Genomic DNA, 13,234 nt, shown 5'->3' on the forward strand with positions numbered 1-13,234 from the left:
ACCTCGGCCGAATCAAGCCATTTCCTGCTCCAGCGCAGGCAGGTAAAGCGCATGAACTTCTGTTTTCATAGCATTTTCATCGTGCCCCGCCAGTTGCCGATCACCGATGCGAAAGCGCCCGGCGCCCGCCTCCAGCCGCTGAGCCTGATGAAATAGTTCGCGCGCGGCGGCGCTGGACTCGGCCACCAGGCCCGCATTCTGGCTGGTCATATGGTCCAGCACCTGCACGGCCTCGCTGATCTGGGCAATGCCCTGGTTCTGGGCCTGGGCGGCTTCCGTGATCGAAGCGATCAGGCCGCTGACCTTGTGCACATCGCGCACGATGTTCTCCATGCGCTGGCCAGCCTGCAGCGCCAGGGTCTGGCCCGACTGCATCTGCCGCGTGGAATGCTCCATGAGCTGACGGATCTGCTTGGCCGCTTCGGCGCTGCGCTGGGCCAGCTCACGCACCTCGGCCGCCACCACGGCAAAGCCTCTGCCCTGCGGGCCCGCACGTGCGGCCTCGACGGCCGCATTGAGCGCCAGGATATTGGTCTGGAACGCAATGCCGTCGATCACGCCCACGATCGCGGCCACCTGCTGATTGCTTTGCGCCAGCTGCTGCATATTGCTGACCACCTGCTGCACCACGCTGCCGCCGCTTTCCGCAGCCTCGGCCACGCTGCGTGCGCTGTGGTCCGCATGGCGCGCGCTGTCGGCCGACTGTATGACCAGGGTGACCATGCTCTCTATGCTGTCTACCGTGGTCTTGAGCTGCTCGGCCGCATGGGCCGTGCGGTCTGACAGGTCGCTGTTGTCCTGTGCCATCTGGCTGGAGGCCGCCGCCACGGCCACCACGCCCCCCTGCACCTCGCCCACCAGGCCACGCAGCTGCTGCGTCATCTGCGCCAGCGCCTGCATCAGCTGCCCCGGCTCGTCGAGCCGCTGCGCGCCATCTCCCTGGGAGGTGAAGCTCAGATCGCCTGCCGCAATGGTTTGGGCCAACTGCACGGCCTGTGCCAACGGCATGGTGATGGAGCGAATCGTGGCCAGGGACAGCAGCGCACCCAGCAGCCCCATAAGCAGCCCCACGCCCATGGCCATGCGCTTGGCCAGGCCGCTCTGGGCCTGGGCCTGCTGCTCGGTCTGCTGGCGCTGCTGCTGCTGAGCGGTGATGAAGGCGTCCTGCGCCTGTACATAGCGCTGCGCGGCCGGCACCAACTGCTCATCGACAAGCTTTTGCGCCTCCCAGGCCTTGCCCAGATCGCGGGCCTGATAGGCCTGCTCGTAGATGCTCAGCACGGCCTTGCGCTCCTGCTCGACCCGTGCCAGGCCGCTGCGGTCCGCATCGCTTTGCGCACCCTGCTGCACCTGTTGCTGCAGGCCGCTGGCCTGCTGCATGAGAGCGCGGGCTTTTTGCGAGAGCTGGGCAATCAGATGCTCTTCGGACGAAAGCACGCTGGCCAGGGCCGCTTCCACGCTTTGCAGCGTCAGCGCCTGCCAGCGCAGCGCCAGATTGATGCGCTGGTCCGTGGCCTGCACGGCCGCACTCACCCGCTGCTCCACATTCTGCAGATAGCTGAACAGACCGCCCGCCACCAGTACACAGCACAGCAACAGCCCCAGGAACAAAGCCCACATCTTGCGGGCCACCGAAAGGTTCTGGAATTTTTTCAACAACATGAACACACCGTCGATCAGGCATCCGGGCACTGCGCCCGTCGATCGTTACGATATGAAACACAGATGTCAGCGCTATGACAAATATGAAAAAAGCGCCTGCAACCCAGAGGTCACAAGCGCTTTCAGCTATCAAATTGCTAGATCAAAGCAGGCTGGCCGGGTCCATATAGCGCAGCCGCCATTCTTCAAAAGTCAGCGTATCGGCGGCCTCGATGGCCGTCTGGTCCGCAAAGGACTTTTCGCTCATCTGCTCGAAGCGCTGCTGCTGCTCGGCCGTCCAGGGCATGGCCAGCAAGGTATCACGCGCCCTGGCCGACTGCGCCGTCATGAAGTCGATGAAGCGGTTGTCATAGGCACCGGTCAGCTGCTCCAGCACATGGGCCGAAGGCGTGATCTGCGCGCCGTTGACGCGGTCCAACGCCTGCTGCAGAGCCGCGCTGTAGTCGCCGCAACCGTGGGCGGCATCAAGCGCCTGGGCATAGGGCTTGCATTGCTGCAGCACATCGAGCGCCCAATCCGTCAGCAGCACCTGCTGACCGTTGCGCACGAGCTTGAGGCCGGGCTCGCGGCCCTGCTCGGCCGTCAGATGCTGGTTGTGCTTGAGGTCGGCGATTTCCTGGGGCGTGTCGGGCGGGCTGTCTGTGTGCAGGCAGTGGAGCAGAAAGACATCGAGCATGCGCATGGTGGCCGGGGCAATGCCCACGGTCTCGAAGGGATCGATATCCATGAGACGCACTTCCACATACTCCACGCCACGCTCGCGCAGCGCGTGCAGCGGACGCTCGCCGCTCTTGACGGTGCGCTTGGGGCGGATGGTGCCGTAGAACTCGTTTTCGATCTGCAGCAGGCCCGTGCCCAGCTGGTTGTAGTCGCCCCCGGGGTTGCGCACACCCAGTTGCTCGTAGGCCGGATAGGGGCGTGTCAGCGCTTCGTGCAGCGAGTCGGCATAGCCGTCCAGACCGTTGTAGCTGACGTTGATGCTGGACTGCGCATCGCTCTGATAGCCGAGGCGCCCCATGCGCAGCGAGGTCGCATGCGGCAGATACAGCGCGTCCTTGCCGTCGCCCAGCGGCTGCAGGCGGTGCTCGCGCCCTTCGACAAAACAGGGGCACAGCGCGGGCGACGCGCCATACAGATACAGCAACACAAAGGCATCGCGGCGGAAATTGCGGATCAGCGCAAAGTACTCATCGCTGCTGACGCCCGGTAGCGACCAGTTGTAGTGGATGCCCGAAATGGTCTGCATGCGCCGGCCATAGCGGTGGCCCAGGCCCATGCGGTAGACGCTCTTGGAGCGACCCGAGTGCGAGCTGCCGTAGCGGCCCAGCGGAATCGTCTCGTCGATGGGCAGCCTGCAGGGCATGCTGGAGTTCCACATCAGCTCGCCGCTTTCGCTGAGATTGCGCAGCACGAACTGATGCACCTCCATCAGCTCGTCCAGGCATTCCTCCACGCCCAGGCGCGCGCCGGTGATCAGCTCCAGCTGCGACTCGCTGTAGTCGGTGGTGATATGGGGATGAGTGAGGGCCGAGCCCAATTCGGCCGGATGCGGCGTCAGGGCCAGCGAGCCCGTTGCCAGCGCCCGCAGCCCTTCTTTCTCGATGCCGCGACGAATGCCCAGCAGCCTTTCGGCGGAAGGCATGTTCACGGCGGCCTGCGATGTCTTCATTCTTTTTACCTTTTGGTGAAGACGCTGACGACAAACTTCGTCTGCCCAATCGCGCCCAGACGGCGAATCATAGAGAAACACAAGGCAACGCGATGAACGCTGGCCGCTAAACCACCGGTTTCGGCCTGTCAGCCTTCAAGAGTGCGTGGGATGCGCCAGCAAAATGTCAGGATCACCAGTCAATCCAGCGTGAGCATACGCCCACTTCCAGGCGTAAAAAAGCCCTCCAGGGAGGGCTTATGCAAGACGTGCTAGACGCTCTAGTGCCCATGCGCCTTCATGGCCTTGCCCACTTCCACCTGTCCCTGCACCGAGCCGCTGCCAGGCACCTGCTCGCCTTCGCGGGCCGTGACTTCGGCCAGTCGCGCAGCCAGCTCTTCGGGCACGCCATCGCCCATGCCCAGGTAGACACCCTCGGTCATGGTGATGTGCGCTGCCTCGAAACCGCCTGCGCCAGCGCAGAGGATGGTACGCGTGGGCGCGCGCTCATGGGCCAGCACCAGCATGGCGGGCACCACGGCCTCGGGCCTCAGGGCTTCAAGCACGGGCTCGGGCAACAGGCCGGCCGTCATGCGCGTGGCCGCCGTGGGCGCCAGGGCATTGACACGGATATCGTTCTTGGCGCCTTCGATGGCCAGGGTCTGCATCAGCCCCACCTGGGCCAGCTTGGCCGCGCCATAGTTGGCCTGGCCGAAGTTGCCATAGAGGCCCGTGGACGAGGTCGTCATCACGATGCGGCCATAGTTCTGCGCCTGCATATGCGGCCACACGGCCTTGCAGCAGTTGGCAGCGCCCATCAGGTGCACATCGACGACGAGACGGAAATCCGCCATGTCCATCTTGGCAAAGCTCTTGTCACGCAGAATGCCGGCGTTGTTGACCAGGATGTCCACGCGGCCCCAGGTGTCGACGGCCTGCTGCACCATGGCCTGCACCGCTTCGAAGTCCGTGACCGATGCTGCATTGGCAATGGCCTCGCCACCAGCAGCGCGGATTTCATCGACCACCTTCTGCGCCGCCGTGGCCGAGCCGCCCGAGCCGTCAACCGCACCGCCCAGATCGTTGACCACCACCTTGGCGCCGCGCTGGGCCAGGGCCAGCGCATGCAGACGACCCAGGCCACCGCCCGCACCGGTCACGATGGCCACACGACCTTGAAAATCCATTGCCATGATGTCTAGCTCCTTGCTCTGTGCATTGATGGCAGTCACTGTAAGGGCTGCATGCTGCAGTGCAGCGTAGCCTTGGCGACTGATGCGGGTAATTCAGGAGCAGTCACTATGAATTCAGGAGCTTCTTACGCCTGTCCATATTTCATTTCAAATATCTTTTTTATCGAAGTTGAAGGTATTCAGGCGCTGCAAGCTCATTTAGTCATAGCAGTCACATTTCATGCACAGGCTGAGGCTTTTCCCCATTTTTTCTCAACAAGCCTGTGGACAAGCTTGAATAGCTTCTAAAGCACCGCAAAAAACCATTGATTTCATTGAAATTTTTATAAACGCCTTATTTTTAAGCAGCTTCATGGGAGACATCGAAACTTATCCTGCATCTTGCTGAACAAGCTTGTGAACAACTGCACAAGCCGCATGAATAAGCCACGCAAGCCATTGATTTACAAAAGAATCAAGACAGATGCTCATTTAATAGGCAAATAAGCAGCGCTTTGGCGACGGCTGACCATCCACAGCGGGCTCCAGGCCCTGAACTGGAATTACCCCCATTTCCGCTGAACAAGCATGTGGACAAGGCCATCCAAAGTGCATGCAATTTCTGTAAGCCGTTGTTTTGCAAGGCATCTTGATGATCTGCTTAAAAACCAGGCAAACCGCTTGTCCTCCACGGCCTTGGCAAAGGCGATACAAACAGAGGTTTTGCATGCTCTTAGCCGCACCGTATTCATGTCCAACGATTCCCCATTTGCCCCACCTTTTTTCATAGCCAAATGCGAGCCCAGCGGCCATCAGGTCGATGCCTGGGCCGACCAGCCTCTGCTCGATTCGCTGGAGGGCGGCGGTGTGGACTGGCCCAGTTCCTGCCGCAACGGCACCTGCCGTACCTGTCTGGGGCAACTGGTCTCGGGCTCGGTGCACTACGAGATCGACTGGCCGGGCCTGACCGCCGAAGAAAAGGCCGAGGGCTATGTGCTGCCCTGCTGCGCCTACCCCGACAGCGATTTGGTTTTGAAGAACGCCCCCTGAGCCGCGTTGCGGCTTCCCTCACCGGGGACGGCAGCCTCGCCGTGAGGCGGTGGGGCCGCCCAGGCTCTTGCTGGCTGCCCCTGATCTGGAGAGCGCCTGGTTCTTGCTCTGCATCACGGTTTCAGGGGCAACTGCCACGCTGAAACCTCGCTCTGCAATAGAATGAGTGCTTTGTGCAAGGCTTCGCCCTGCTACAAAGCGGCCCTGCTCTGGCGTCCGCCCCACACGTTCTTTGGAAGTCCTGCCTGCGCCCTCTGGCGGCGTAGTCAATGCCTGACTGGTGCGTGTAAGCGCCAGTTGCTGACTGCAATGCATCGCATCATCACGTCCCAAAAGGCATTCCATGAACAGCTCCCTCCAACCCGTGCCCATCTCGCCCATCGAAGAAATCGTGGCGGAAATGCGTGCCGGCCGCATGGTCGTTCTCGTTGACGAAGAAGATCGCGAAAACGAAGGCGATCTGGTACTGGCATCGGACCATGTCACGGCCGATGCCATCAACTTCATGGCCAGGTTCGGGCGCGGCCTGATCTGCCTGACGCTGACCCGCGAACGCTGCGAATTCCTCAAGCTGCCGCCCATGGCGGCACGCAACGGCACCGTCTACAGCACGGCCTTCACCGTTTCCATCGAGGCTGCCGAGGGCGTGACCACCGGCATCTCGGCCGCCGACCGTGCGCGCACCGTGCAGGTAGCCGTGAACAAGGACAGCCAGCCCACCGATCTGGTGCAACCCGGCCATGTCTTTCCGCTGCAGGCGGTGGACGGCGGCGTGCTGATGCGCGCCGGCCATACCGAAGCCGGTTGCGATCTGGCGGCTCTTGCCGGTTGCTCGCCCTCTTCGGTGATCTGCGAGATCATGAAGGACGACGGCACCATGGCCCGCCTGCCCGATCTGCAGCTGTTCTGCGCCGAGCACGGCATCAAGATCGGCACGATTGCCGACCTCATCGAATACCGCAGCCGCAACGAGTCGCTGCTGCAGAAAGTGGGCAGCCGCCCCATGCAGACGGCCCATGGCGAATTCACCGCCCATGCCTTCCGCGACATTCCCAGCGGCTCCGTGCACCTGGCGCTGGTCAAGGGCGAATGGCAGAGCAACACCACCGTGCCCGTGCGTGTGCACGAGCCCCTGTCGGTGCTGGATGCGCTGGAAGTCGGCCGCAACCAGCATTCCTGGTGCCTGGACGAAAGCCTGCAATACATTGCCGACAACGGCCAGGGCGTGGCCGTGCTGCTCAACTGCGGCGAATCGGGCGAGCAGTTGCTGACCCAGTTCGAGGGCAAGGCACGCTCGGCCCAGGCGCCCGAACGCGGCCGCATGGATCTGCGCACCTACGGCGTGGGCGCACAGATTCTGCGTGAACTCGGCGTGAGCAAAATGCAGCTCATGGGCCAGCCCCGCCGCATGCCCAGCATGGCGGGCTACGGCCTGGAGATCACCGGCTACATCCCCAAGAAATAAAGAGACGGAATACCAAGCATGCAAAACGCAGAAAAAGGCCAAGGCCAGAACATGAACGGCGCTGAACTGAAAATCGGCATCGTGCAGGCGCGCTTCAACGAAAGCATTACCAACACCCTGTTTGCTTCCTGCCGCGACGAGCTGCTGAAGCTGGGTGTGAAGACCGAGAACATCGACCATGTCACAGTGCCCGGCGCACTGGAAGTGCCCGTGGCACTGCAGGCCATGGCCGAAACCGATCAGTACGACGCCCTCGTGGCGTTGGGCTGCATCATCCGTGGGGAGACATACCACTTCGAGCTGGTGGCCAATGAATCCGGTGCAGGCGTGACACGTCTTGCCCTGGACTACCACCTGCCGATCGCCAACGCGATCATCACCACCGAAAACACCGAGCAAGCCATTGCCCGCCAGGTCGAAAAAGGGCGCGATGCTGCCCAGGTCGCCGTGGAAATGGCCAATCTGCTCAACACCTACGACGACTACGAAGATCATGAGTGAAGAACAATCCAGCGACTCCGGCTCGCGCCGCCCTCCCCAGAAGCGCACGGGCCTGACCAGCACCGGCGCACGCAAGGCGGGCTCCAAGTCCAACCGCAGCCGTGCGCGTGAATTTGCGCTGCAAGGCCTGTACCAGCACATCGTGGGCCGCAACGCGGTGCTCGACATCGACCGATTCACCCGCGATCTGGCCGGCTTTCACAAGGCCGATGTCGTGCATTACGACGCACTGCTGCGCGGCTGCGCCGAGAATGAAGCGGCGTTGGATGCACTGATCACGCCCAAGCTGGACCGCGGCCTGGCCGAGATCTCGCCCATCGAGCATGCCTGCATGTGGATTGGTGTGTACGAGTTCCAGAACTGCCCCGATGTGCCCTGGCGCGTGGTGCTCAACGAGTGCATTGAGCTGGCCAAGGAATTTGGCGGCACCGACGGCCACAAATATGTGAACGCCGTGCTCAACGGCCTGGCCCCCGAGCTGCGCGCCACCGAAGTGGCTCACGATCGCGCGAGCAAGAATCAGGCTTGATATGGAAGCGGGCTGCTGCAGCCCGCCTCTGCGGCGGGCCCAGCCCCGCCCTTTCCACGTTTTCGCCGCTTCTTCACTACTTTCCCCGCCGCCTTTTTCGCCGCCTAGGCATGCGCAAGGACCATCCATGGACTCCTCTCGTCTGGCATCTTTGGCCCCCAGCCCCAAGCTGACTCCTGAAATCGCCCAGGAGCTGGCGCCCTGGCTGGCTCTGAACACCAGCGCCTGCTGCGTACTGGAGGTTGGCGGCTTCAGGCCCAGCGGCGATCCGGCGGCCTCGCATTTCGGGCTCTCCCCGCTCATGGCCGCCGACGAGGCCTGGCCTGTCGACGCCGCAGGCCAGCCCATGCAGTTCATCGCCCAGCTCAATCTGGAGCAAGCCCCCTGGAAGCCCGAGGCACTCCAAGGCCTTGCGCTGCTGCAGTTCTTTGTCGGCGAAAAATTCATAGAAAGCGGCTGTGCCCCCGAGACCTGGGCCATCCGGCTGCGCCATGACACTGCGGGCCTGATACCGCGCGAGCAGCCCCTCTTTCGTGACGACGCCTGGATAGGCAAGGGCTTTGAAGCACGCTGGCTGGCTCCGCAACAGGATCATCCTTGCTACGACGACGGCTGCATGCGCCTGCCCGAAGGTATGCCTGAGTTTCCCGACGACGCCCACGGCCTGTGCTCGGGCCGCACCAAGCTGGGCGGCTACGCCAGAAGCCTGCAGCACGAGATCGCTTTTCTGCCTGCCGTTGAAGATGAGGACAGCAACTGGCAGCCCTCGCCCCACGAGCCCGAATACCTGCTGCAGATCGACAGCGAAGCCAAAGCAGGCCTGAACTGGGTCGATGGCGGCATCGTCTACCTGGGGCGCAACCCCGCTACCGGCCAATGGTCGGCGCACTGTCAGTTTTATTGAGAGAACATTGCTTCATGTCTGTCATTGAGCTATCCCGCCGCGCCCAGCGCATCGAGCCGTTCTATGTCATGGAAATGGCCAAGCACGCACAGCAAGTGGCCCGCCAGTCCAGCGCCAGCGACTCGCCCATGATCTATCTGAACATTGGCGAACCCGACTTCAGCGCCCCGCCCCTGGTGCAGCAGGCTGCCGAGCGCGCCATCCGCGACGGTCGCACCCAGTACACCCAGGCACCGGGCCTGCCCGAGCTGCGCGAGCGCATCAGTGCCTGGTACGCCAGCCGCTTTGGCGTGGATGTGCCGGCCCGGCGCATCATCATCACGGCCGGCGCCTCGGCCGCGCTGCAGCTGGCCTGCCTGGCGCTGATCGACGAGGGCGACGAGGTGCTGATGCCCGACCCCAGCTACCCCTGCAACCGCCACTTTGTCTCGGCCGCCGAGGGCAAGCCCGTGCTGATTCCTTCATCGGCGGCGGAGCGCTTCCAGCTCAGCGCCGCCAAGGTCGAAGCCGCCTGGGGCGAGCGCACGCGCGGCGTGATGCTGGCCTCGCCCTCCAACCCCACGGGCACCTCGATTGCGCCCGACGAGCTGCGCCGCATCCACGAAGTCGTGCGCGCCAAGGGCGGGCTGACCATCGTCGATGAAATCTATCTGGGCCTGTCCTATGACGAAGCCTTTGGCCAATCGGCCCTGAAGCTTGGTGACGACATCATCTCCATCAACAGCTTCAGCAAATACTTCAATATGACGGGCTGGCGCCTGGGTTGGATGGTGGTGCCGGAGTCTCTGGTCGCACCGATAGAGATGCTGGCCCAGCACCTGTTCATCTGCGCCAGCACCGTGTCGCAATATGCGGCCCTGGCTTGCTTCGAGCCCGAAAGCATTGCCGAATACGAACGCCGCCGCGCCGAGTTCAAGGCCCGCCGCGACTACTTCATTCCCGCGCTGGAGTCTGTCGGCCTGCCTGTGCCTGTCAAGCCCGATGGCGCTTTCTACGCCTGGGCCGACTGCCGCGCCGCGGCCGAGAAGCTCGGCGTTGCTCAGGGGAACACTTGCAGCTGGGACTTTGCCCACGCTCTTGTGGACCGCGCCCACCTGGCCATCACTCCCGGCCGCGACTTTGGCCAGGCCGAGACGGCCAGCTATGTCCGCTTTTCCACGGCCAACTCCATGGAGCAATTGCAGGAAGCCGTGGCCCGCCTGAAAAAACTGCTCGGTTGAACCTTTGATGACGCAAAGCAAACTGAACGCCCTGTCGCATGACACCGGTGCAACGGACAGAAATGCCGAGCAAGGGCCGCCCCGCAGCATGGGCTGCCCCAGCGAAGGCATTGTCCCCCTTGAGGGGGGCCCGGCGAGGGGAAGCGACGCAGTCGCCCAGGGGGGCTTCACATACCCTATCCGCGTTTACTGGGAAGACACCGACGCCGGCGGCGTCGTCTTCTACGCCAACTACCTCAAGTTCTTCGAACGCGCACGCACCGAGTGGCTGAGGTCTTTGGGCATCGCCCAGCACAGTCTGCGGGAACAAACGGGCGGCATCTTTGTCGTAACTTCAGCGCAGATCGAATATCTGCGTCCGGCGCGACTGGACGACCAACTCATTGTTACCGCAAAGCTGCAAAGCTCGGGCCGTGCTTCGCTCACAATCGAGCAGCAGGCATTGCTGGTGAACACTGACAATCAATCCCAACAACCTGTGCTGCTGAGCACGGGTCTTATCCGAATTGGGTGGGTGGATGGTCAGACCATGCGCCCCACGAGAATTCCAAACCGTATCCTGGAGCAACTTTCATGAACTCCCAAGACATGTCCATCCTCAGCCTGATCCTGCAGGCCAGCTGGGTGGTGCAACTGGTCATGCTGATTCTGGTGATCGCATCGATTGCCAGCTGGGCCACCATTTTCCGCAAGGCCCAGACCCTGAAGCGCGTGCGCACGCTCAACGACAACTTCGAGCAGGACTTCTGGTCGGGCACCAGCCTCAACGACCTCTATGCCTCGGCCGCGCAGAACGCCAAGACCGGCGGCCCCATGGAGCGCATCTTTGCCAGCGGCATGCGTGAATATCAGAAGCTGCGCGAGCGCCGCATCGGCGACGTCGCCACACTGATGGACGGCACACGCCGTGCCATGCGCGCCAGCTTTCAGCGCGAGCTTGACGAGATCGAGTCTGGCCTGTCCTTTCTGGGCACCGTGGCTTCGGTCTCGCCCTATGTCGGCCTGTTCGGCACCGTCTGGGGCGTGATGCACGCCTTCACGGGCTTTGCCAATATGGAGCAGATCACGCTGGCCACCGTCGCCCCCGGCATTGCCGAAGCCCTGGTCGCCACCGCCATGGGCCTGTTTGCGGCCATTCCGGCCGTGACGGCCTACAACCGCTACGCCCACAACATCGACCGCATCGCCAGTCAGGAAGAAACCTTCATCGAGGAGTTCTCCAACATCCTGCAGCGCAATGTGGGCGCCACCACCAGTGCCTCCGGCCATTGAAATGGGACAGCCCCTGAGTCGCTTCGCGCCTTCCCCCTTGAAGGGGGGCGACACCTTCGCTGGGGCAGCCCCTGCTGCGGGGGCTGCCCTTGCCCGGTGTCTCTGTCCTGTGCTGTGCAACCTTTTTGCAAGGAGTGAGGATTCATGCCAGCCATGAGCTCACGCGGCCGCAACCGCCGCACCGTCAACGAAATCAATATGGTGCCCTTCATCGACGTGATGCTGGTGCTGCTCATCATCTTTATGGTGACGGCTCCCATGCTCACGCCGGGCTCCATCAACGTACCGAGCGCAGGCAAATCCTCGCGCCCGCCGACCAAGAACATCGCCTATGTGCTGCTGGACAAGGATGGCAGCATCCAGTTCAAGAACGGCAGCAGCACACAGACCGTCAAGCTTGATGATCTCAAGGGCCTGGCCCAGTCCTGGCAGGAAGGCCAGGGCGAAGACAGTGCCATCCAGATCGTGGCCGACAAGGGCCTGCCCTTCGACGATGTCATGAAGGCACACACCACGCTTTCCAAGGCCGGCGTCAAACGCATCGCCTTTGGCGTGGTCTCCTCTTCCAGCAACTGATCTCATTCATGAAACTCTGCGCCCCCGCAGCCCCCTTGAGGCCGCAGTCCGGCAGACCACCAATTCACCATGCCTAACCAGCAAGACCGCGATCAGTTTGCACCGCCCCGCCCCAAGGGCCGGGTGCGCTCCTGGTCGCTCGCCCTGGCCGCGCACGGCCTGCTGATTGCGGCCCTGATGTGGACGGTGCGCCCCCCCAAAGAAGCCGACGAAGCCATGGTCGAGGCCGAGGTCTGGAGCAGTTCTGCCCCAGCCTCGGCCCCTGCCGTGACTCAGCCTGCACCGACTCCCGCGCCCTCACCGGAGCCCGTACCCGAGCCTCCGCCGCCGCCCCCACCACCGACCCCGGCTCCCGAGCCCGTTGCTGCACCAGTGCCCGCACCAGCCCCCAAACCTCAGCTTCATGACGACGATCACGAGGCCGAGATAGCGCTGGCCAAAAAGAAGAAGCTGGAGCAGCAGAAGAAGGAAAAGGCCGAGCAGGAAGCCCGCGAACAGCGCGAGAAGGAGCGCAAGGAAAAAGCCGAAAAGGCCGAGAAGGAAAAGGCTGAAAAAGCGCACCAGGAAAAGCTGGACCGCCTGAAGGCCGAGAAAGCGGAAAAAGCCGAGAAAGAGCGCAAGGAAAAGCTAGAGCACGAGAAAAAGGAAAAGGCTGAAAAAGCGGCCAGGGACAAGGCCGAGAAGGAAAAAGCCGAGAAGGCTGAGAAAGAAAAAGCCGAAAAAGCCGCCAGGGACAAGGCCGAGAAAGAAAAGGCCGAAAAGGACAAGGCTGCCAAAGAAAAAGCCGCAAAGGACGCCAAGGAAAAGGCGGCCAAGGAAGCCAAGGCTGCCGATGAGCGCCGCAAGGCCGAGCTGGCGCGCCTGCAGGGGCTGGCCGGCAGCGCTGGCGGCAGCGGCGGAAGCGACCACAGCGGCAGCGGCGGCAGTCGTAGCGGTGGTGCGGGCAGCAGCGCCAGCGGCGGCCCCTCGGCAGGCTATGCGGCCAAGGTGGCTGCACGCGTCAAGCCCAACATCGTCTACCCCGATGCGGTCAGCGGCAATCCGCGCGCCGAAGTCCGTGTGCGCACGGCCCCGGACGGCACCATCACCGGCGCTACGATCTCCAAGTCCAGCGGCAATCCCGCCTGGGATGAGGCCGTGGTCCGGGCGCTGCACAAGACCGACAAGCTGCCGCGTGATATCGACGGCAAGGTGCCATCCGATCTGGTCATCGGCTTCCGACCTCAGGACTGAGG

General features: G+C 62.9%; 13 protein-coding genes. 10 read left to right on the top strand and 3 right to left on the bottom strand.

Annotated elements, in window-relative coordinates:
* Positions 1–12: 12 nt before the first annotated feature.
* The 3 genes from QMY55_RS16380 to QMY55_RS16390 form a co-directional block, all read right to left on the bottom strand.
* Positions 13–1,662 (bottom strand): methyl-accepting chemotaxis protein, encoded by a 1,650-nt coding sequence (locus QMY55_RS16380; RefSeq protein ID WP_283485223.1) that lies wholly within the window; start codon positions 1,660–1,662, stop codon positions 13–15.
* A 142-nt stretch (positions 1,663–1,804) separates the two neighbouring features.
* On the bottom strand, positions 1,805–3,331 hold the full coding sequence (gshA, locus tag QMY55_RS16385; RefSeq protein ID WP_283485224.1) for a glutamate--cysteine ligase: 1,527 nt from the start codon (positions 3,329–3,331) through the stop codon (positions 1,805–1,807).
* A gap of 260 nt (positions 3,332–3,591) precedes the next feature.
* On the bottom strand, positions 3,592–4,503 hold the full coding sequence (locus QMY55_RS16390; protein WP_283485225.1) for an SDR family NAD(P)-dependent oxidoreductase: 912 nt from the start codon (positions 4,501–4,503) through the stop codon (positions 3,592–3,594).
* Positions 4,504–5,232: 729 nt separating this feature from the next.
* Here QMY55_RS16390 and QMY55_RS16395 point away from each other — a divergent pair.
* The 10 genes from QMY55_RS16395 (at position 5,233) to tolA (ending at position 13,232) form a co-directional block, all read left to right on the top strand.
* Positions 5,233–5,532: a 2Fe-2S iron-sulfur cluster-binding protein gene (locus QMY55_RS16395; protein WP_283485226.1), complete on the top strand. Its 300-nt coding sequence runs from the start codon at positions 5,233–5,235 to the stop codon at positions 5,530–5,532.
* A gap of 343 nt (positions 5,533–5,875) precedes the next feature.
* Positions 5,876–6,997: a bifunctional 3,4-dihydroxy-2-butanone-4-phosphate synthase/GTP cyclohydrolase II gene (gene ribBA, locus QMY55_RS16400; RefSeq protein ID WP_283485227.1), complete on the top strand. Its 1,122-nt coding sequence runs from the start codon at positions 5,876–5,878 to the stop codon at positions 6,995–6,997.
* Between the two features lie 18 nt (positions 6,998–7,015).
* The gene (ribH, locus tag QMY55_RS16405; protein WP_283485228.1) at positions 7,016–7,498 is read left to right on the top strand and encodes a 6,7-dimethyl-8-ribityllumazine synthase; all 483 of its coding nucleotides are present in this window, start codon (positions 7,016–7,018) and stop codon (positions 7,496–7,498) included.
* Positions 7,491–8,027: a transcription antitermination factor NusB gene (gene nusB, locus QMY55_RS16410; protein ID WP_283485229.1), complete on the top strand. Its 537-nt coding sequence runs from the start codon at positions 7,491–7,493 to the stop codon at positions 8,025–8,027. The genes ribH and nusB overlap by 8 nt, the downstream gene beginning before the upstream one ends.
* 127 nt (positions 8,028–8,154) lie before the next feature.
* Positions 8,155–8,931: a DUF1963 domain-containing protein gene (locus QMY55_RS16415; RefSeq protein ID WP_283485230.1), complete on the top strand. Its 777-nt coding sequence runs from the start codon at positions 8,155–8,157 to the stop codon at positions 8,929–8,931.
* Positions 8,932–8,945: 14 nt separating this feature from the next.
* Entirely contained in the window at positions 8,946–10,151 is a 1,206-nt protein-coding gene (locus QMY55_RS16420; RefSeq protein WP_283485231.1) for a pyridoxal phosphate-dependent aminotransferase, read from the top strand.
* An 88-nt stretch (positions 10,152–10,239) separates the two neighbouring features.
* On the top strand, positions 10,240–10,728 hold the full coding sequence (gene ybgC, locus QMY55_RS16425) for a tol-pal system-associated acyl-CoA thioesterase (RefSeq protein WP_283488992.1): 489 nt from the start codon (positions 10,240–10,242) through the stop codon (positions 10,726–10,728).
* Positions 10,725–11,423, top strand: coding sequence for a protein TolQ (gene tolQ / locus QMY55_RS16430; protein WP_283485232.1), 699 nt, complete (start codon positions 10,725–10,727; stop codon positions 11,421–11,423). Before ybgC ends, tolQ begins: the two co-directional genes overlap by 4 nt.
* A 144-nt stretch (positions 11,424–11,567) precedes the next feature.
* Entirely contained in the window at positions 11,568–11,999 is a 432-nt protein-coding gene (locus QMY55_RS16435) for a biopolymer transporter ExbD (RefSeq protein ID WP_283485233.1), read from the top strand.
* A 69-nt stretch (positions 12,000–12,068) separates the two neighbouring features.
* On the top strand, positions 12,069–13,232 hold the full coding sequence (gene tolA, locus QMY55_RS16440) for a cell envelope integrity protein TolA (protein ID WP_283485234.1): 1,164 nt from the start codon (positions 12,069–12,071) through the stop codon (positions 13,230–13,232).
* Positions 13,233–13,234: the final 2 nt, after the last annotated feature.

Origin of the sequence: Comamonas resistens (genome assembly GCF_030064165.1) — a bacterium.
GTDB lineage: Bacteria > Pseudomonadota > Gammaproteobacteria > Burkholderiales > Burkholderiaceae_C > Comamonas > Comamonas resistens.